The sequence below is a fragment of the Kushneria aurantia DSM 21353 genome (assembly GCF_000382245.1).
In the GTDB taxonomy this organism is placed as follows: domain Bacteria; phylum Pseudomonadota; class Gammaproteobacteria; order Pseudomonadales; family Halomonadaceae; genus Kushneria; species Kushneria aurantia.
Genome location: NZ_KB907884.1, coordinates 1 through 19,276 on the forward strand (window position 1 = coordinate 1; position 19,276 = coordinate 19,276).

A 19,276-nucleotide genomic window follows, 5' to 3' on the forward strand; every position below is an offset into this window, starting at 1 on the left:
AGAGGCCATAGTAGGCTCTCTAACCAGGAGCTGAAGGGCTGAACCTGTCACGAGTGGACAGTTGACCGCTCTCTGATGTGTACGAGCAGAAGCCTCCCCGGAGGGCTCTCGATAACTGTATGGCGGGCCGGAAGCCCAAAGACTGTCGAAGCGCTCAGAGCGCACAGGTGGGCGAATTCAGCGGAACGAAGCTCAGCCCAACAATAATGGGGGACAGGAACCGCCGTGGTACGGATCCGTTTGCCCGGTGGTGTGAGAGGACGGGGGAGGCAACTCCCCCTCCTACTCGATCGCTTCGAATAATTTGCGCATTGGATAAGAGGCGCATTGCTTTTACTTCTGCGCTCGCCCGTGGCGCCTGCGGGGCAGCTCTTTATCGTCTGTATGATGTGCTCAGCGGCACATGGAGGCAGTAAAGCCGGTTTACACAAGGTGGGTGCCGTATCCCCATAGCAGCACGGTGACCGCCAATAGCGCTTCCAGTACCAGCACGCCGATGGCAAAAGTCAGGCTGGAGACATAAAAGCTTTCGCCGCGCGTGATATCCAGGAAACCGGGAACCCCCAGGTAAAGCAGCCAGGCCGAATAGCACAGCCCTATAATGCCCGCCAGCAGGCACAGCCAGATCAGCGGGTAAAGTGCCACGATGCCTGCCAGCATGATGGGAGTGGCTACATAGCCGGCGAAGATGATGCAGCGTTTTATCCCCGGCGGCGAGGTGTAGCGTTTCGCCATGCGGTAGATTACGTAGCCCATCAGTCCGACGGCGCCGATAATCGCCAGGTAAAACACTACGGCCAGCTGTAGCGCGCTGACCGCCGTCAACGGAATCCTCTCGTTGCCGCCGAAATGCCAGCCAACGGTAGTCGTGCCGATAAAGGCGCAGATCACGGGTACCGCTGCCAGTATCAGCACATGACGCATATACATTTGGGTGACGGTCTCTTCCTCGCCGTAGATTTCTCGCCACTCCTGACGAGGATGGGCAAGCAGTCCCCAGACGTGATGTAGCATGGTGATCTCCCTATCCGTACCAGTGCTATGGAAACGCTGCATAAATGCCTGCGCTAGCGAATCGCTGCGTTGCGTGGTACTCGAACACTCGCCTAACCCCATGTTATGTCTCGTGTTCTGTGTTCCATGCGCCTTGCGCTTCATCTCGCTCGGCGATTTATTCAGCGTTTTCCTATAGGCCGTTTTCCGATAACTGAAGTTATCTTTCAAGTCGTCTCATTGCAATGATAGACGTCTTTTCACGAGGTGTCGGTAGTGGTAATGGCGGTAGCCGATCAGGTGGCCTGGTGCTGAACAATGAACATAAAAAAGCCGCTGATGGATCAGCGGCCTTTGCGGGATGTGGTGGAGGCGGGGGGAGTTGAACCCCCGTCCGCCGGCACTCGTCCATCAGCTCTACATGCTTAGGTCCGTCTTCTGGTTTAGCCGCATCGGCTCCGACGGGCAGGATCCGATGCTGCGATTTCTCTTTGTTTTAGCGCACGATGCGAGAACAACACCGAACGCGATCCTGTCAGCTTTGGCTCGTCGCCCCGTTACGATGAACAGGCACATCGCTTCGGGGTAAGAAGGTTACCAGCAGGGTTTATGCTGCCAGCGCGCCCTCTTGAGCATAGTTTTCGTCGTTTGCGACTATTTTAAAGTAACGTGGTATTTACGAGATACGTTACGCTCTCGGCATGCACCTCAGGATCTGCAACCGGCGTCGAATCCATAACGCCCCCATAGCCTGTAGATTCTAGCAGTATGGCGCCGCAATACCAATCGCCGATGTCACACAACCTTCATTCAGGTGTTCAGGCGGGGCAGTCCCTGGCCGCGGCGGAGGTCTATCTAGCGCTGTTCGCGCATGACGCGCGCTTTCTGGCGCTCCCAGTCGCGGCGCTTCTCTGTCTCGCGCTTGTCGTGCTTCTGCTTACCGGTCACCAACGCCAGCTCACATTTGACCATGTGCTTCTTCCAGTAAAGGCGCAGTGGCACGCAGGTATGGCCCTTGTCCTGGGTGCGCGAGAAGATTTTGGCGATCTCCTTTTTGTGCAGCAGCAATTTGCGCGTGCGGTCGGGCTCCGCTATGGCATGTGTGCTGGCGGTGCTCAGCGGCGTGAAGTGCGAGCCCAGTAGCCAGGCCTCACCACGACGCACCAGAATATAGGTATCGGTCAACTGGGCCTTGCCGGCGCGCAGACTCTTGACCTCCCAGCCCGCCAGCGCCAGACCCGCTTCGAAGGTCTCCTCGATGTGATATTCGTGGCGCGCCTTGCGATTCTGAGCGATCAGATTGCCGGAGGGCTGCTGTTTCTTTTTGCCCATCGGGTTGCCGTCTCCTTGACTGTAGTGGTTACAGAGGCCGTTACATTCACTTGCGCTACTCGGGTACAGGGAGCAGCGTGTTATCATTCAGGGACTTGCAGGACAGGTCCACAGACAAAAGTAAACAGGGTAGCCGCCGCGGCTGCCGCTGTCATGGGAGATGGCAATGCCCACCGTTGATCGCAATGCGATGGTGCGCCACACCGATCGACAAATGTTCGATCTGGTTAATGACTTCGAGCGCTATCCGGAGTTTCTGCCCAACTGTCGACGGGCGCACACCGTAGAGCAGGGGGAAAGCTATCTTGTCGGCGAGTTGACACTGGGCAAGGGTGGGGTCGAACAGACCTTTCGTACCCGTAATGATCTGCATCCTCCCGATCGTATCGATCTTTCGCTGGCCAGCGGTCCCTTTCGCCGCTTTGAGGGCTACTGGCGTTTTGTGTCAGTGGATGAGGGTTCCTGCCGCGTCGAGCTGCACCTTGAGTTCGAGTTCTCCAGCCGCTTGCTGGGTATGGCGTTTGGCAAGCTGTTCAGCCAGATTGCCGGGCAGCTCGTCAGTGCCTTCGTCAAACGTGCCGACGAGGTGTATGGGCGCTGATGAGCGATCGGCGAAAGGTCGTCTGCGAGGTTGCCTGGGCTGACCCTGATTGCCAGCGTCTGGTTGAGGTCGTTTTGGATGACGGTGCCAGTGCCGTTCAGGCCATTGAAGCTTCCGGGTTGTGCAACGAGGTTACGGCATTGACGGGCATCGCGATCGAGGCGCTGTCAGTGGGCGTTTTCGGCACTCGATTGACGTCGCCTCGATGCTATCCGGTCAAGGACGGTGATCGTATCGAGATTTACCGCCCTCTGCAGATCGACCCCATGCAGGCGCGCCGAGCCAGAGCGCGGCGCGATTAGAGGTTTTATTCGCCAATGGGTTCGAAGTTGTTGTCCTCAAAGCCCGGAGGCGGCATGGCTCTGGCACCCGCCGAGGAGGGTGCGGCGCCGTCGGAGCCCTCGACCTGCGCCTCGATATTGCCCTGGGTGGCGATATTGGACAGGCGATCGCCCCGGAAAGTAAGCGATACCTGCTTTTCGGTAATATCGCCATCGGCTGCTTCGTGCCAATATACGTAGTCCCAGTTCGCCGCGTCGAAGGCATCTCTAAGAAGCGGGCTGCCCATGACGCCAACGACCTGCTGACGGCTCATGCCCGGCTGTAACTGCGACACCATATCTTCGGTGATCAGATTGCCCTGGGTCAGATCGCGTTTATAGACGCACGCGGCTAACAGGCTGAGCATAAAAGAAAAAATAATAAGCTTGAACGTGTTTTGCATTTGCCTGGGACTTTCCCTATCGTTTGCCTTGATCGATCATACCCGATACATCCAGAGACTGCGAAGAGCTACCATGGCCGATAGAAATCAGGAATTACGCAAGGCGGGGCTGAAAGTCACGCTGCCGCGCGTAAAAATCCTTCAGATCCTCGAGGCGACTCGCGAAGAGGATCTGCACATGAGCGCCGAGGATGTCTACAAGGCGCTGCTCGACTCCGGCGAGGATGTCGGTCTGGCCACGGTATATCGTGTGCTCACGCAGTTCGAATCAGCGGGCCTGGTGGTGCGCCACAACTTCGACGGTGGTCATGCGGTCTTCGAGATGTCGCAGGAGGAGCACCACGATCATATGCTCTGTCTGGAGAGCGGTGAAGTGGTGGAGTTTTTTGATCACGATATCGAGCGTCGTCAGCGCGAACTGGCCGAAGAGCGCGGTTTCGAGCTGGTCGATCACGCCCTGGTGCTTTATGTGCGCCCCAAGGGCTCGAATGCCACCCGCCAGGAGGGTGGTGGTGGCACAGGCGGCGGTAATGGTCGCCGCTGAAGGGTAAGCCAGCCCTCAGCTCTTCGGGGAATCGATATGACAGCGCCGCGGTCAGTGCCGCGGCGTTTTGCGTTGGGTACCCTGCCGCGAGAGCGCGTCAGTGCGGCGCGCGCTGGCTGGTATCCAGCATCTCCCTGGCATGTGCCAGGGTGCGTTCCGAGAGATGGACCCCGCCCAGCATGCGGGCCAGCTCGCGCACTCGGCCGCTCTCGTCGAGCAGCGCCATGCTGGTGTGCGTGGTCTCCTCGCCGGCCTGCTTTTCGATATGCAGGTGCTGATGCCCCTGTGCGGCCACCTGCGGCAGATGGGTGACGCACAGGATCTGGCCGTGGCCGCCCAGCTGACGCAGCAGCTGGCCGACAATCTCGGCGGTAGCGCCGGAGATGCCCACATCCACTTCGTCGAAAACGAGGGTGGGAATGGTGCTGTGCTGCGCCGCGACAACCTGAATGGCGAGACTGACGCGGGAGAGTTCGCCGCCGGAGGCGACCTTCGTCAGCGCCCGTGCCGGTTGTCCCGGGTTGGCGCTCATCAGGAAGCTGACCCGATCGGCGCCATCGGGCTGGGCGCTGTCGCGGCGCGCGACCTCGACGGTGAAACCGGCCTTGTCCATGCCCAGAAAGGCGAGCTGCGCCTGCACCTCGGCGCCCATGCGCGTTGCCGCTTCGGTGCGTCGCTGCGATACTTCGCGGGCCAGGGCGCGCCAGGCATCCCGCGCCTGCTCGGTTTCCCTGACCAGCATTTCGAGGCTCTCTTCGCCACCCTCCAGCTCGCTCAGCTCGTCACGCAGCCGGCGATGCAGCGCCGTGACCTCTTCGGGCAGCACATGATGCTTGCGCGCGATGCGGTGAACTTCCGCCAGCCGTGACTCGACCTGCTGCAGGCGTTCGGGGTCGAGTTCGGTGCCTTCGACATAATGGTGCAGCTCACGGCCCGCCTCCTCGAGTTGAATGCGTGCTTCGCCAAGCATCGCGAGGATATCGGCCAGTCGCCCGCTGTCACTGCCGGGTAGCTGTTCGAGACGCTGGCTGGCGCGGGCGAGACGGGTCAGGGCGCCCTCTTCGTCATGATCGCAGCAGTCGGCGGCAAACTGCGCCTCGCTGATCAGCTCTTCGGCGTTGGCCAGCCGGGTCTGCTCCTGTTCCAGCTCCTCCAGTTCCTCGTTGCCGAGCGCCAGGCTGTCGAGCTCTTCGACCTGATAGCGCAGCAGCTGGCGCCGCGCCTGCTGTTCGTCACCGCTGTCGCGCGCCTTTTTCAGGCGACGGCTGACCTGTTGCCACTGCCGGTAGAGGTCCATCAGCTGCGCCACGCTGTCGCTGTGGCCGGCGAAGTCATCCAGTAAGCGCAGATGCGTCTCTTCGCGCATCAGCGTCTGGTGGGCGTGCTGGCCGTGAATATCGATCAGGTGCTCGCTGAGCGCTTTCAGGTCGGCAAGGGTGACCGAGACACCGTTGATCCACGCCTTCGAGCGACCGCCGGCGCTCACCGAGCGGCGCACCAGGCATTCGCCGTTATCAATGTCACGGCTTTCCAGCCAGGCGCGCGCCTCGGGTAGATCGGCGACTTCGAAGCGTGCCGAAAGCTCGGCCCGTTTGGCACCGTGGCGCACGCTGTCGGCGTCGGCGCGCTCGCCGAGGCAGAGTGACAGGGCATCGAGCAGAATCGACTTGCCCGCTCCGGTCTCGCCGGTAATGGCGGTCATGCCCTGGCGGAAGTCGAGTTCGAGATGCTCGACGATGGCGTAGTTGCTGATGGCGAGTTGAGACAGCATGGCCACTCCCGTTGGCGTTGTGCGACAAAGTGGATCGAGTGGATAACAGACTGGCTTTTTATACAGGATGTGTCTTTTTATACAGTGCTCTTGCCGCCGCTTCAATACCTGTCGCCGTCAAATTGGTGACCTGGCGCCTTGAGATTGTGCCGTTGGTGCCCCATCTGGTTAGACAGTTATTCAGGCGGAGGAGCGTTGCCGGGTCGCGTTATGCCTGGCTCGCCACCGCTGCCATCGGAAACAGCCGACAGCACTGTCAGGAGTGGGATTATGGCCAACAAGCCGAACAATCCGATCGATGAAGAGCTCGAGCGCGCAGAGCGCGATGCCGAGCCGCAGCCCGTTGAAGGTGACGACGCTGACAACGTCGAGAATATCGGCGAGGCGCTGCAGGAGGACGATGAGGGTGTATTGAGCGCCGGCGATCCGGAGGCGGATGTGCTGGCCGCTCGGGTGGCTGAGCTCGAGCAGGAGCTGGAGCAGGCGAAAGAGCAGCAGATGCGTACCGCTGCCGAGGCGCAGAACGCCCGCCGCCGTGCCGAGCAGGATGCCGACAAGGCGAAGAAATTCGCCCTCGAGAAGTTCGTCAAGGAGCTGCTGCCGGTGGTCGACAGCCTTGAAAAGGGGCTCGAGAGCATGGAGGAGGTCAGCGAGACCCACCGTGAAGGGGTGTCGATGACCCTCAAGCTGCAGCTTGACGTGCTGGAAAAGTTCGGCGTCGAGCAGATCGATCCCCACGGCGAGACCTTCGACCCGCAGTATCACGAAGCGATGACGATGGTGCCCAACCCCGAGATGACGCCCAATACCGTCATGGAAGTGATGCAGAAGGGCTACACCCTCAACGGTCGACTGATACGTCCTGCCATGGTGGTGGTGACGAAGGCGTCCGAGTAGGGTCGCCATCCCGGGACAGTAAGCGGATATCGGTCGGGGCCTTGAAAAGCAGCGTTATGCCCACACATTAGCCGACATCCGCGCAGCGACATTGCTGAACAAAAGCGCTTTTCGATTCCTGAAAGAATTATCGAGGTGAGATTATGGGACGCATTATTGGTATTGACCTGGGGACGACCAACTCCTGTGTGGCCGTGCTCGATGGTGACAAGACTCGCGTGATCGAAAACGCCGAAGGCGCACGCACGACGCCTTCGATCATCGGCTATACCGATGATGGCGAAACCCTGGTGGGGCAGGCGGCCAAGCGTCAGGCGGTCACCAATCCTCACAACACGCTTTATGCGGTCAAGCGCCTGATCGGCCGCAAGTTCAAGGACGATGTCGTCCAGAAAGACATCAAGATGGTGCCCTACAGCATCGTTGAAGCCGACAACGGCGATGCCTGGGTGCAGGTCAACGACCAGAAGATGGCACCGCCGCAGGTCAGTGCCGAAGTTCTCAAAAAGATGAAAAAGACCGCCGAGGATTACCTCGGTGACGAAGTGACCGAAGCGGTTATCACCGTGCCGGCCTACTTCAACGATTCTCAGCGTCAGGCCACCAAGGATGCCGGTCGTATCGCCGGTCTCGAGGTCAAGCGCATCATCAACGAACCCACCGCGGCGGCGCTGGCCTATGGCATGGATCGCAGCGGCGGTGATCGTACCATCGCGGTCTATGACCTTGGCGGCGGCACTTTCGATATTTCCATCATTGAAGTGGCCGACGTCGACGGTGAGAAGCAGTTCGAGGTGCTGGCCACCAACGGTGACACCTTCCTGGGCGGTGAGGACTTCGACCTCAAGCTGATCGACTATCTCGTCCAGCAGTTCAAGAACGACTCGGGCATCGACCTGTCCGGCGACTCGCTGGCCATGCAGCGTCTCAAGGAAGCTGCCGAGAAGGCCAAGATCGAGCTCTCCTCGGCGCAGCAGACCGAAGTCAACCTGCCCTATATCACAGCGGATCAGGCCGGTCCCAAGCACATGGCCGTCAAGGTCACCCGCGCCAAGCTGGAGTCGCTGGTCGAGGATCTGGTGCAGCGTTCGCTGGGCCCCTGCAAGACCGCGATGGAGGATGCCGGTCTCTCCAACAACAAGATTGACGATGTCATTCTGGTGGGTGGTCAGACCCGCATGCCGCTGGTTCAGCAGAAGGTTTCCGAGTTCTTCGGCAAGGATGCGCGCAAGGACGTTAACCCGGATGAAGCTGTCGCCATGGGCGCGGCGATCCAGGGGGGCGTGCTGGGCGGCGACGTCAAGGACGTGCTGCTGCTCGACGTGACGCCGCTGACGCTGGGTATCGAAACCATGGGCGGGGTGATGACGCCGCTGATCGAGAAAAACACCACCATCCCGACCAAGAAGACGCAGACCTTCTCGACCGCCGAGGACAACCAGACGGCCGTGACCATTCACGTTCTTCAGGGGGAGCGAAAGCAGTCGGGTCAGAACAAGTCGCTGGGTCGTTTCGATCTTTCCGACATTCCGCCGGCGCCGCGCGGTGTGCCGCAGATCGAGGTGGCTTTCGACCTCGACGCCAACGGCATTCTCAACGTCTCGGCCAAGGACAAGGCGACCAACAAGGAGCAGTCGATCGAGATCAAGTCCTCCGGTGGCCTCTCCGACGAAGAGATCGATCAGATGGTCCAGGACGCCGAGGCGCACGAGGCCGAGGACAAGAAGTTCGAAGAGCTGGTGCAGCTGCGTAACCAGGCTGACGGCATGATCCACGCTACGCGCAAGACCCTCGAAGAGGCCGGCGACAAGGCCACCGACGAGGAGCGTCAGAGCATCGAGACGGCCATCAGCGAGCTCGAAGAGGCGAGCAAGGGTGACGATCAGGAGCTGATCCAGTCGAAGCTTGATGCCCTCACCGAGGCCTCTGGTAACCTGGCACAGAAGATGTACGCCGAGCAGAGCGAAGAGCAGCCGGGTCAGGAAGAGCAGCCGCAGAGCCAGAAAGGTGAGGACGATGTGGTCGATGCCGACTACGAGGAAGTCAACGACGACCGCAAAAAGCAGTAAGACGGCCACCGTCTGAAGCGCGCGACGCGGGGGCCCGGCTCCCGCGTCGTTTTTGCGGATGTTCGATGATCCGAGAGGAGGCCCGCCACCATGGCGAAAAAAGACTACTACGAGGTGCTGGGCGTCGACCGCAGCGCCGATGAAAAGGACATCAAGCGAGCCTACCGCCGGCTGGCCCAGAAATATCATCCTGACCGTAACCCGGACGACGACAGCGCGGCGGAAAAATTTCGTGAAGTTTCCGATGCCTACGAAGTACTGAGCGATCAGCAAAAGCGTGCCGCCTATGATCAGTTCGGCCACGCCGGCGTTGACGGCCAGGCCGGTGGCGGCGGCGGTTTCGGCGGTGGCGCCGGTGCCGGCGGCTTCAGCGATATTTTCGGCGACGTGTTCGGCGACATCTTCGGTGGCGCCGGCGGACGCCGCGGTCCCGGTGGTGCGATGCGCGGCAGTGACCTGCGCTATAACCTCGAGATCGAACTCGAGGAAGCCGTCGCCGGTACCAACGTCGATATTCGCGTGCCGCGGCTGGTCGAGTGTGACCGCTGCCACGGCGATAGCGCTGAGCCCGGCACCAGCAAACACACCTGTGCGACCTGTAACGGCATGGGCCAGGTGCGTATGCAGCAGGGCTTCTTTGCTGTTCAGCAGACCTGCCCGACCTGTCACGGCCAGGGCGAAACGGTCGACACTCCGTGTCGCAAGTGCCATGGCGAAGGCCGCGTGCAGGAGAGCCGCACCCTGTCGGTGAAGATTCCGGCCGGCGTCGATACCGGCGATCGCATTCGTCTCAACGGCGAGGGTGAAGCCGGCGTCAACGGCGGCCCGGCGGGCGATCTCTACGTGCAGGTGGCGATCAAGGCACACGCCATCTTCGAGCGTGACGGTCGCGATCTTTACTGCGAGGTGCCGATCAATTTCGTTGACGCCACCCTGGGCGGCGAGCTGGAAGTGCCGACGCTGGACGGTCGGGTCAAGCTGCGCATTCCCACCGAAACCCAGACCGGCAAGCTCTTTCGCCTGCGTGGCAAGGGCGTCAAGCCGGTGCGCGGCGGTGCGCCGGGCGATCTGATGTGCAAGGTGGTGCTGGAGACTCCGGTCAACCTCAACGAAGAGCAGAAGGAGCTGCTGCGTCGCTTCCAGCAGAGCCTTGACGATACCGGTACTCGTCATTCACCGCGCAAGAGCAACTGGTTCGACGGCGTGAAGAAGTTCTTCGACGACATGCGTCCCTGACCGGTGTGCCCACCGGTGCGCTTCAAAACCCTGCCGCGGCAGGGTTTTTTATGTTTTGAAGCCGCAGGTCCCGTTCCAGTGGCGACAGCCCGGCGCGCGACGTCTACGCTTGAGGCGAAGCAGACCCGCACAGGAGTGCAATATGTCAACCATGTATGAAACCACCGTTAACGTCTCCGGCGGTCGCCGCGGCCACGCCCGCAGCGATGACGGCGTGCTGGATCTCGAGCTGGCCATGCCCGGTGCCGGTAAGCGCGCTACCAACCCGGAACAGCTTTTCGCCGCCGGTTATGCCGCCTGCTTTGCCAGTGCCGCCATGGGCGTGGCAAAGCAGCAGGGCTATCAGCTCGATGATATTCCGGTGGCGGGTCACGTCGCGCTCGACGCCGAAAATCATGACTACAACCTGGTGGTGAAGCTGACCGCCGAAGTGGCCCTGCCGCAGAAAGAGGCGGAGGCGCTGATCGAAAATGCCCATCAGATGTGTCCTTACTCGAAGGCAGTGCGTGGCAACATCCGCGTCGATATCGAGGTGAAAGGACAGTAAAGCGGAGAGTGGCGTGGCGATGCACCTGTTCTTTCCGCGATCCTGGCGCTGGTGGAGGCGTTTCTGCGCGCTCGGGAGGGGTAAACCGAATGGCGCTCCGGCTACAAAAACCGGCGCAAGGCCGGTTTTTCATGCTCGGGTCTGTCGGATACCTACCACTTATCCCGCATCCGAGGTCTCTTCCCAGTCGCGCACTGTTCCCGACATCGTGGCCAACCGCGCCACCGCCAGTTGCGAGACGGGTGTCAGTTCACCGCCGTCGGCTTCCAGATAGGCGATGATCTGCTGCTTCATGCGGCGTGCCCAGAACTTGCGAAGATGGGTAGCGACGACTTCCGCCGCCGCTTCGTCGCTGGCGTGGTGAGCGTTGTTGAGGCTGATCTGGTTGACCATCTTGACCAGCGATGTCTTCTCGTCGTTCATGTCGATCTCTCCATGCAGGCCCGCCAGCGGCGCTCACTTGAGCGCCGCTGGCGACTCGTCGGCCCCTTCCAGATGACGCTGCTGCTGGGCGTCGAACCGATGGAAATGGCGCTGCCAGGCGGATGGCTGCGTCACCTTCTCCACCTGTACCGCCGTTACCTTGTACTCCGGGCAGTTGGTGGCCCAGTCGGAGTTGTCGGTGGTGATCACGTTGGCCCCGCTGCCGGGGTGGTGGAAGGTGGTGTAGACCACTCCCGGGGCCATGCGCTCGCTGACCCGGCAGCGTAGCACCGTGTGGCCCACCCGGCTGCGAATGCCCAGCCAGTCGCCGTCGCGCAGGCCGCGGTCGTCGGCATCGGCGGGATGAATCTCCAGCACATCCTCGGCGTGCCAGGCGCTGTTGGCGGTGCGCCGCGTCTGCGCGCCGACGTTGTACTGACTCAGAATGCGCCCGGTGGTCAAAAGCAGCGGATAGTGCCGGCTGGTGCGCTCCTCGGTGGCCACGTACTCGGTGATGGCGAAGTGCCCCTTGCCGATCGGGAAGTCGATCTCGTGCATGGTCGGGGTGCCGCCGGGAAAGGCGTCGTTGCAGGGCCACTGAATGCTGCCCAGCTGTTCGAGGCGCTGATAGCTGACCCCGGTGAAGCTGGGCGTCAGCTGTGCGATCTCGTCCATGATCTCGGATGGATGCTGATAATGCATCGGGTAGCCCAGCGCGTTGGCGAGATCCTGGGTGACCTCCCAGTCCTCCTTGCCGGCCACCGGCGGCATCACCCGGCGTACCCGATTGATGCGCCGTTCGGCGTTGGTGAAGGTGCCGTTTTTTTCGAGGAAGGTCGCGCCGGGCAGCAGCACATGGGCGTACTTGGCCGTCTCGTTGAGAAAGATATCCTGCACGATCAGGCAGTCCAGCGCCGACAGCGCCGCCTCCACATGCTGGGTATTGGGGTCGGACTGGGCGATGTCCTCGCCCTGCACATAGAGCGCCCGGAAGGTGCCGGCGACGGCGGCGTCGAACATGTTGGGAATGCGCAGCCCCGGCTCGTCGTCGAGGGTCGTATTCCATACCGCTTCGAAGCGCTGGCGCACGGCGGGGTCGGCGACGTGCTGATAGCCCGGCAGCTCGTGGGGAAAGGAGCCCATGTCGCAGGAGCCCTGAACGTTGTTTTGACCGCGCAGCGGATTGACGCCGACCCCTTCGCGGCCGATGTTGCCGGTGGCCATGGCGAGGTTGGCGATGCCCATCACCATGGTCGAGCCCTGGCTGTGCTCGGTGACGCCGAGGCCGTAGTAGATGGCGCCGTTAGCGGCGCTGGCGTAGGCGCGGGCGGCCTCGCGCAGCTGCTCGGCGGGCACGCCGGTGATCGCTTCCACCGCTTCCGGAGCGTGGCGTATCTCGCTGATGAAATCGCGCCATTTGTGATAGGCGTCGCCCTCGCAGCGCCGCGCGATGAAGTCGTGATCCTCCAGCCCTTCGCTGATCACCACATGGGCGAGGGCGTTGACCAGCGCCACGTTGGTGCCGGGCCTGAGCGGCAGATGCAGGGCCCGGCCGCCGTGGGGGGTGGCGAGCAGGTCGATACGGCGCGGATCGGCGACGATCAGGGTCGCTCCCTGGCGCAGACGACGCTTCATCTGCGAGGCGAATACCGGGTGGGCATCGGTGGGGTTGGCGCCGATCACCAGGATGGTGTCGGCCTTCATCACCGAGTCGAAGGTCTGGGTGCCGGCGGACTCGCCCAGGGTGGTCTTGAGACCGTAGCCGGTGGGCGAGTGGCAGACGCGCGCGCAGGTGTCGGTGTTGTTGTTGCCGAAGGCGGCGCGGATCAGCTTCTGGACCAGATAGGTCTCCTCGTTGGTGCAGCGCGACGAGGTGATACCGCCGATGCTGTCGCGGCCGTGCTCCGCCTGAATGCTCTTCAGGCGGCTGGCGGCGAAGTCGATCGCCTCCTGCCACGATACCGCCCGCCACGGCTGGTCGATGGCGTCGCGAATCATCGGCTCGCGAATGCGGTCCTTGTGGGTGGCGTAGCCGAAGGCGAAGCGACCCTTGACGCAGGAGTGGCCGTGATTGGCGTCGCCGCCCTTGTACGGCACCATGCGGATCAGCTTGTCGCCCTTCATCTGCGCCTCGAAAGAGCAGCCCACGCCGCAGTAGGCGCAGGTCGTCACCACGCTGTGCTCGGGTACACCCTCGTCGATGACGCTCTTCTCCATCAGCGTTGAGGTGGGGCAGGCCTGCACACAGGCGCCGCAGGAGACGCAGTCGGAGTCCATGAAGGGTTCGCTCTGGCCGGCGGCGACCTTCGATTCGAAGCCGCGCCCCTCGATGGTCAGCGCAAAGGTGCCCTGCACCTCGTTGCAGGCACGCACGCAGCGCGAGCAGACGATGCACTTGCTGGGGTCGAAACTGAAGTAGGGGTTGGAGTCGTCGATCTCGGCGTCCAGGTGGTTGGCGCCTTCGAAGCCGTAGCGCACCTCGCGCAGTCCCACTGCGCCAGCCATGTCCTGCAGCTCACAGTCGCCGTTGGCGGGGCAGGTCAGGCAGTCCAGCGGATGGTCGGAGATGTAGAGCTCCATGACGTTGCGGCGCAGTTTCGCAAGCCTTGCGTTCTGGGTGGTGACCGCCATGCCTTCGCCGACCGGCGTGGTGCAGGACGCCGGCAGGCCGCGCTTGCCCTCGATCTCCACCGCACAGAGACGGCAGGAGCCGAACGCTTCGAGGTTGTCCGAGGCGCACAGTTTGGGAATGGTAATGCCCGCCAGCGCCGCGGCGCGCATCACCGAGGTGCCGGCCGGCACGCGTACCTCGACGCCGTCGATGGTCAGCGCCACCGCGCTTTCGGACTCGCGCGCCGGGGTGCCCAGGTCGCGCTGATAAAGGGTCGGGTCGAAGCTTTTGGGATCGCTCGTTCTGGGGTCGAAAAAGTCCAGCATCAGCTGCCTCCCGCCGTGGCGGCTTGTCGAGGGGTCAGATCATCGGCGAAGTGCTGCATGACGCTCTGCACCGGGAAGGGCGCCATGCCCCCCATGGCGCACAGCGAGCCATCGACCATGGTATCGCACAGGTCGCTCAGCAGGGCGAGGTTTTGATCTGCCGCTTCGCCGGTGCGAATGCGGTCGATCACCTCCACTCCGCGTACCGCGCCGATGCGGCAGGGGGTGCACTTGCCGCACGACTCGACGGCACAGAACTCCATCGCGAAACGCGCCTGGTCGCCCATGTCGACGCTGTCGTCGAACATTACCACGCCACCGTGGCCGACCACGCCGCCGAAGGCGGCGAAGCCTTCGTAGTCGATGGGGTTGTCCCATTGGCTCTCCGGCAGATAGGCGCCCAGCGGACCGCCCACCTGTACCGCGCGCAGCGGTCGGCCGCTGCGGGTGCCGCCACCGAAGCCTTCCATCAGCTCGCGCAGGGTGGTGCCGAAGGCCAGCTCCACCAGTCCGCCGTACTTGACGTTGCCGGCCAGCTGGAGCGCCACCGTGCCGCGCGAGCGGCCCATGCCGTAGTCGGCGTAGGCGCTGCCGCCGCGGTCGAGAATGAAGGGCACGGCGGCCAGCGACAGCACGTTGTTGACCACCGTGGGGCGGCCGAAAAGCCCCTCGATGGCGGGCAGCGGCGGCTTGGCGCGCACCAGCCCGCGACGCCCCTCGAGGCTCTCCAGTAGCGAGGTCTCCTCGCCGCAGATGTAGGCACCGGCGCCGAGGCGCACTTCGAGATGAAAGTCGCGGCCGGAGCCGAGCATATTGTGGCCCAGATAGCCCGCCGCCACGGCACGCTCGATCGCCTCATCGAGAATGGCGTGGGCCAGTGGATACTCCGAGCGCAGGTAGATGTAGCCCTGAGTGGCGCCCACCGCGAGGCCGGCGATGGTCATCCCCTCGATCAGCATGAAGGGGTCGCACTCCATCACCAGCCGGTCGGCGAAGGTACCGGAGTCGCCCTCGTCGGCGTTGCAGACGATGTATTTCTGCCCCGGCGGCTGGTCGTGCACGGTCTGCCACTTGATGCCGGTGGGGAAGGCGGCGCCGCCGCGGCCGCGCAGCCCGGAGGCGGTGATCTCGTCGACGACCGCCTGGCCATCCAGCGCCAGCGCCTTCTGCAGCCCTTCGAAACCGCGCAGCGCGGTGTAGTCGTCAAGCGAGGTGGGGTCGGTGATGCCGATGCGTGCGAAGGTCAGGCGCTGCTGGCGGGCAAGATAGGGCATCGCCTCGGTGGGCCCCAGCGCCAGCGGATGATCGCTGCGCCCCTCGAACAGGCCGGCCTCGACCAGTGCGTCGACATCACCGGGCGTCACGGGGCCGTAGGCGAGGCGGCCCGCGGCGGTTTCCACCTCCACCAGCGGCTCCACGAAGAAGAGCCCGCGCGAGCCGTTGCGTACCAGTCTGATCTCCACCGAGCGAGCGGCGGCGGCGCGCTCCAGGCGCTGCGCAACCCGGTCGGCACCCAGCGACAGCGCGGTGGTATCGCGCGGTACATAAAGAGTGATCGCCATTACTGCACCTCCACCACGGTGGCGCTCAGTTCATCGGCCAGTTCGTCGAAGGCAGCCGGCGTCATGCGGCCGTGAATGTCGTCATCGACGCGAATCGACGGGCCGCAGGCGCAGTTGCCGAGGCAGTAGACCGGCTCGAGGGTAAATTCGCGATCCGTCGTGGTCTGATGATAGTCGATCCCCAGCGTCGATTTGACGTGGGCTTCGAGGCGGCGGCTGCCCACCGCCTGGCACGCCTCGGCGCGGCAGATCTGCAGCACGTGACGCCCCGGCGGATGGGTGCGAAAGTGGTGATAGAAGCTGATGATGCCGTGCACTTCGGCGCGGGTGTGGCGCAGCGCTTCGGCGACCTGCGGGATCGCCGCTGCGGGGATGAACCCGAAGCGCGCCTGGATGGCGTGCAGGGTCGGCAGCATGGCGCCCGGCCGTGAACGGTGGGCGTCGATCACGTCCTGTATCTGTGCCGGCGTCCAGCCGTCGGCGGCGTGCGGGGTGGCGTGTGACATGGCCCGGGGTCTCATCAGGTCGTTGGGTGTCAGCGCTGCTCGCGCGGCGAGTCAGTGGTTCTCGGCCAGGGGGCTTACAGGCATTCTGGTGCCTGACCTCTTCTTGTTGTGGACTGTTCGTGTTCAGGTCGAACAGTCGCTTTCTCGGTGGCGCATTTGACGCCAAACTAGCACTCTCGCTACGGTCACAAAATATGAACAGCCATGCTTAGTAGAAAGTTGAATATCATCCCGGTGTGGCTGTTTCGCAGCGAGGCCGGCGAGCTGCTCGACCCGACGCTCTTTCGGCTGCTGGCCCACCTGCGCGAGAGCGGCAAGCTGACCCGTGCCGCTCAGGCGGCCGGTGTCTCCTATCGCCATGCCTGGAATCTGCTTGATCGCGGCGAAAGGTTCTTCGAGCAGCCGCTGGTCGAGATGCGCCGCGGCCACGGCACCCGGCTCTCGGCGCTGGGCGAGACGCTGCTGTGGTCGGAGCAGCGCATGAAGGCGCGGCTGGGGCCGCAGATCGACAGCATGGCCTCCGAACTCAACCACCAGTTGCAGCAGCTGCTGGACGGTGAACACCGGGTGCTGCGACTGCATGCCAGCCACGGCTATGCGGTGGCCCTGCTGCCCGATTTTGCCGGTGAGCTGGATCTGCGCTACTGCCATCCGGGCGAGGCGCTCGACGCTCTCGAGCGCGGTGAGTGCGATCTGGCCAGCTTTCACGTGCCGACCTGCCCGCAGTTGGCCGAGCGGGTCATGCAGCGCTACCGGCGCCAGCTGGCGTATCGGGATCTGGCGGTCATCCGCTTCGTGACGCGGCGCCAGGGCTTGATGGTGCGCGCCGGTGAGGGGGAGCGCATCAGTGGGCTGGACGCCCTGACCCGCGCCGGCATTCGCTTTATCAACCGCGATGCGCATTCGGGAACGAGGGTGCTGTTCAATCTGCTGCTGGCCCGCCAGGGCATCGACGAGGCGCAGATTCAGGGGGCGCGTCAGGAGGAGTTTACTCACACCGCGGTGGCCGCCTATGTGGCGGCGGGCATGGCCGATGTGGGCTTTGGCCTTGAAGGGGCAGCGGCGCAGTTCGGGCTCGATTTCATCGACCTCTGTGGCGAGCACTATCTGCTGCTGTGCCGCGAGGAGCAGCTGTCGCAGGAGCGGGTTCAGGCGCTGCTGGCCTATATGACATCGAAGCAGCTCGCCGCCGGGATCGACGCACTCGACGGCTACGCAGCGGATCGCTGCGGCGAAGTGACGACCTTCGAGGCGCTGCTGGCGGAAGATCGCGAGCGTGCCGCGGGCACCCTATAGCGTGCTGTCGTCCGGCAGTTCGAAGCAGCCCAGCAGCGAGCGTTGCAGCAGGCTGAAGTTGTCGTCGCTGACCATCAGGTAGCGCCCGCCGCCGAGGTCGGTCAGACCCTCGAAGTTATCCAGCCGCCAGCCCTCGTCACTGGCCAGCCGCGCCAGCACCCGGCGCTTCAAACCGCCGCGCTCGAAGGTGGCCTGCGACAGCGTAATGAAAAGCGGCCGGCCGGGCCGGAAGTCGCGCTCCAGCATCAAAAGGCCGTCGCCCAGCGGTGCCATATCGGTCAGGCCGCTGCTGTCGCTGCCGCGCTGCCACTGCCACTCGTGGCCGTCGAGGTCGAACAGGCGGCTTTCGTCCGCGGCCATGCCCGGTGAGGCAAATTCCAGCCCGGCGATGACGCCGCGTACCGGATGATGGGTCATGGCTTCCAGTCCGCCGTTGTTCGAGGTGCCTGCCAGTGCCGCAGGCGAGAAGGGCGGCGCCAGCGCTCTGCCTTCGTTGTCAAAACGCTGTAGCCGGTGGTGCCGCTCAAAGCCGATCAGCAGCTCCGCTGTGCCGTCATCAGCGTTCACAAGTGCCAGCTGATTCGCTGTCCGCCATGGGCATCTCGAGGCGGCTGCCGTCGCGGTGGCGCAGCGCAAAACTGTCCAGCAGTTCGAGGTGCGTCAGCTCGCCGCCGGCATCGAAACGAGGGCGGGCGTGGTAGAGCCGACCGCGGTCGGAGAGCATATAGAGCCGCTCGTGCTCTGCGTCCCATGCGAGCGCCGACAGCCCGCCCAGCGCCGTGCCATCCGGCATGCTGTCGGGAAGTTCGAGCATGCCGCACCAGTCCAGTGTCAGCGGTCGGCTGCCGCCGGGCGGGCCGCCGGGGTCGAGCGGGCCGGCGACACTGCAGCCGGGCAGGGCGATCGGCAGCAGCAGGGCAGCGAGAAACCGGGCAGGAGGCCGCAGGGACATGGTGTCTCCGGTTACGATGGGGGATGCGCTATAGTGGCGCGCATGGCAGACGGAAAAAAGAGCGGAGAGGGCATGACACGCATTGCGGTAAGCGGCGCCGCCGGGCGCATGGGTAAAATGCTGCTCGAGGCGGTCGAGCGCGACGAGCAGGCCAGCCTGGCGGGCGGCGTGGTACGCCCCGACAGCTCGCTGGTAGGTGCCGACGCCGGCGAACTGGCAGGGCTGGGGCGGTTGGGGGTACCCCTGGTAGGCAAACTCGACGAGATCATCGACGACATCGATGTGCTGATCGACTTCACCACGCCAACGCTGACGCTGGCCAACCTGGCGCTGTGCGCCGAGCGCGGCAAGCGCATGGTGATCGGTACCACCGGCCTTGATGACGACCAGCAGGCGGCCCTTGCCGACTACGCCGGGCAGGTGCCGCTGGTATTTGCTGCCAACATGAGCACCGGGGTCAATCTGTCGCTCAATCTGCTTGCCACGGCGGCGCGGGCGCTGGGCGATGCCGGCTTCGATATCGAGGTCATCGAGGCCCACCATCGCCACAAGGTCGATGCCCCTTCCGGCACTGCGCTGATGATGGGGCGCGCGGTGGCCGAGGCGCTGGGGCGCGACCTGCAAAAGGACGGCGTTTTCCAGCGCGTGGGCCACACCGGCGCGCGCAGCGCCCGCGAAATCGGCTTTTCCACCGTGCGCGGCGGCGACATCGTCGGTGAACATACGGTCCTGTTTGCGGCCGAGGGAGAGCGTCTCGAGCTCAGCCACAAGGCCTCCAGCCGGCTCACCTTCGGCCGCGGCGCGGTGCGCGCCGCCCACTGGCTGATGACGCGCGATGCCGGGCAGTACGACATGCAGGATGTGCTGGGGCTCAAATAATGGCCCT

The 19,276-nt window shown here is 63.5% G+C and carries 19 protein-coding genes and 1 other RNA gene; 9 read left to right on the forward strand and 11 right to left on the reverse strand.

The features are described 5' to 3' along the window. Positions 1-423 precede the first annotated feature (423 nt). The 3 genes from H146_RS0114080 to smpB all read right to left on the reverse strand — a co-directional run bounded on the left by H146_RS0114080 (position 424) and on the right by smpB (position 2,325). Positions 424-1,014: a Yip1 family protein gene (locus H146_RS0114080; protein ID WP_019952527.1), complete on the reverse strand. Its 591-nt coding sequence runs from the start codon at positions 1,012-1,014 to the stop codon at positions 424-426. Positions 1,015-1,357: 343 nt separating this feature from the next. After that, positions 1,358-1,739, reverse strand: a transfer-messenger RNA (tmRNA) gene (gene ssrA / locus H146_RS20820). A 109-nt stretch (positions 1,740-1,848) separates the two neighbouring features. Beyond that, positions 1,849-2,325 carry an SsrA-binding protein SmpB gene (gene smpB, locus H146_RS0114090; RefSeq protein WP_019952529.1) on the reverse strand — a complete coding sequence of 159 codons (477 nt, stop codon included), beginning with the start codon at positions 2,323-2,325 and terminating at the stop codon, positions 1,849-1,851. A gap of 166 nt (positions 2,326-2,491) precedes the next feature. Between smpB and H146_RS0114095 the strand changes: the two genes are divergently transcribed. Together H146_RS0114095 and H146_RS0114100 are read left to right on the forward strand one after the other, a co-directional pair. Next, positions 2,492-2,926 carry a type II toxin-antitoxin system RatA family toxin gene (locus H146_RS0114095; protein ID WP_019952530.1) on the forward strand — a complete coding sequence of 145 codons (435 nt, stop codon included), beginning with the start codon at positions 2,492-2,494 and terminating at the stop codon, positions 2,924-2,926. Next, positions 2,926-3,228 carry an RnfH family protein gene (locus H146_RS0114100; protein WP_019952531.1) on the forward strand — a complete coding sequence of 101 codons (303 nt, stop codon included), beginning with the start codon at positions 2,926-2,928 and terminating at the stop codon, positions 3,226-3,228. The genes H146_RS0114095 and H146_RS0114100 overlap by 1 nt, the downstream gene beginning before the upstream one ends. A 5-nt stretch (positions 3,229-3,233) precedes the next feature. On the opposite strand, the gene H146_RS19470 is transcribed toward H146_RS0114100, so the two are convergent. Continuing rightward, positions 3,234-3,650 carry an outer membrane protein assembly factor BamE gene (locus tag H146_RS19470; protein ID WP_019952532.1) on the reverse strand — a complete coding sequence of 139 codons (417 nt, stop codon included), beginning with the start codon at positions 3,648-3,650 and terminating at the stop codon, positions 3,234-3,236. Positions 3,651-3,723: 73 nt separating this feature from the next. On the opposite strand from H146_RS19470, the gene fur reads away from it, so the two are divergent. After that, entirely contained in the window at positions 3,724-4,194 is a 471-nt protein-coding gene (gene fur, locus H146_RS0114110; protein WP_019952533.1) for a ferric iron uptake transcriptional regulator, read from the forward strand. Positions 4,195-4,291: 97 nt separating this feature from the next. Here fur and recN read toward each other — a convergent pair whose 3' ends face one another. Next, positions 4,292-5,965: a DNA repair protein RecN gene (gene recN / locus H146_RS0114115; protein WP_019952534.1), complete on the reverse strand. Its 1,674-nt coding sequence runs from the start codon at positions 5,963-5,965 to the stop codon at positions 4,292-4,294. A 270-nt stretch (positions 5,966-6,235) separates the two neighbouring features. Between recN and grpE the strand changes: the two genes are divergently transcribed. The 4 genes from grpE (at position 6,236) to H146_RS0114135 (ending at position 10,714) form a co-directional block, all read left to right on the forward strand. Continuing rightward, the gene (grpE, locus tag H146_RS0114120) at positions 6,236-6,862 is read left to right on the forward strand and encodes a nucleotide exchange factor GrpE (protein ID WP_019952535.1); all 627 of its coding nucleotides are present in this window, start codon (positions 6,236-6,238) and stop codon (positions 6,860-6,862) included. Positions 6,863-7,005: 143 nt separating this feature from the next. After that, positions 7,006-8,931, forward strand: coding sequence for a molecular chaperone DnaK (dnaK, locus tag H146_RS0114125; protein ID WP_019952536.1), 1,926 nt, complete (start codon positions 7,006-7,008; stop codon positions 8,929-8,931). Positions 8,932-9,021: 90 nt separating this feature from the next. After that, positions 9,022-10,167, forward strand: coding sequence for a molecular chaperone DnaJ (dnaJ, locus tag H146_RS0114130; RefSeq protein WP_019952537.1), 1,146 nt, complete (start codon positions 9,022-9,024; stop codon positions 10,165-10,167). A 142-nt stretch (positions 10,168-10,309) separates the two neighbouring features. After that, positions 10,310-10,714 (forward strand): Ohr family peroxiredoxin, encoded by a 405-nt coding sequence (locus H146_RS0114135; protein ID WP_019952538.1) that lies wholly within the window; start codon positions 10,310-10,312, stop codon positions 10,712-10,714. A gap of 159 nt (positions 10,715-10,873) precedes the next feature. On the opposite strand, the gene H146_RS0114140 is transcribed toward H146_RS0114135, so the two are convergent. Genes H146_RS0114140 through H146_RS0114155 form a run of 4 tightly spaced genes read right to left on the reverse strand, consistent with a single transcriptional unit; the run spans position 10,874 to position 16,142 of the window. After that, positions 10,874-11,137 (reverse strand): formate dehydrogenase subunit delta, encoded by a 264-nt coding sequence (locus H146_RS0114140; protein ID WP_019952539.1) that lies wholly within the window; start codon positions 11,135-11,137, stop codon positions 10,874-10,876. Between the two features lie 33 nt (positions 11,138-11,170). Further along, positions 11,171-14,074, reverse strand: coding sequence for a formate dehydrogenase subunit alpha (fdhF, locus tag H146_RS0114145; protein ID WP_019952540.1), 2,904 nt, complete (start codon positions 14,072-14,074; stop codon positions 11,171-11,173). Continuing rightward, positions 14,074-15,636, reverse strand: coding sequence for a formate dehydrogenase beta subunit (locus H146_RS0114150; RefSeq protein WP_019952541.1), 1,563 nt, complete (start codon positions 15,634-15,636; stop codon positions 14,074-14,076). Before H146_RS0114150 ends, fdhF begins: the two co-directional genes overlap by 1 nt. Continuing rightward, the gene (locus H146_RS0114155; protein ID WP_019952542.1) at positions 15,636-16,142 is read right to left on the reverse strand and encodes a formate dehydrogenase subunit gamma; all 507 of its coding nucleotides are present in this window, start codon (positions 16,140-16,142) and stop codon (positions 15,636-15,638) included. The genes H146_RS0114150 and H146_RS0114155 overlap by 1 nt, the downstream gene beginning before the upstream one ends. A 204-nt stretch (positions 16,143-16,346) precedes the next feature. Here H146_RS0114155 and H146_RS0114160 point away from each other — a divergent pair, with 204 nt between their 5' ends. Then, positions 16,347-17,438 (forward strand): substrate-binding domain-containing protein, encoded by a 1,092-nt coding sequence (locus H146_RS0114160; protein ID WP_026352000.1) that lies wholly within the window; start codon positions 16,347-16,349, stop codon positions 17,436-17,438. Here the strand turns inward: H146_RS0114160 and H146_RS0114165 are convergent. Together H146_RS0114165 and H146_RS22350 are read right to left on the reverse strand one after the other, a co-directional pair. Beyond that, positions 17,433-18,005 carry an esterase-like activity of phytase family protein gene (locus H146_RS0114165; RefSeq protein WP_019952544.1) on the reverse strand — a complete coding sequence of 191 codons (573 nt, stop codon included), beginning with the start codon at positions 18,003-18,005 and terminating at the stop codon, positions 17,433-17,435. The genes H146_RS0114160 and H146_RS0114165 overlap by 6 nt on opposite strands. Then, positions 17,995-18,390 carry an esterase-like activity of phytase family protein gene (locus H146_RS22350; RefSeq protein ID WP_019952545.1) on the reverse strand — a complete coding sequence of 132 codons (396 nt, stop codon included), beginning with the start codon at positions 18,388-18,390 and terminating at the stop codon, positions 17,995-17,997. The genes H146_RS0114165 and H146_RS22350 overlap by 11 nt, the downstream gene beginning before the upstream one ends. A 72-nt stretch (positions 18,391-18,462) precedes the next feature. Here H146_RS22350 and dapB point away from each other — a divergent pair, with 72 nt between their 5' ends. Beyond that, positions 18,463-19,269, forward strand: coding sequence for a 4-hydroxy-tetrahydrodipicolinate reductase (dapB, locus tag H146_RS0114175; protein ID WP_019952546.1), 807 nt, complete (start codon positions 18,463-18,465; stop codon positions 19,267-19,269). Positions 19,270-19,276 lie beyond the last annotated feature (7 nt).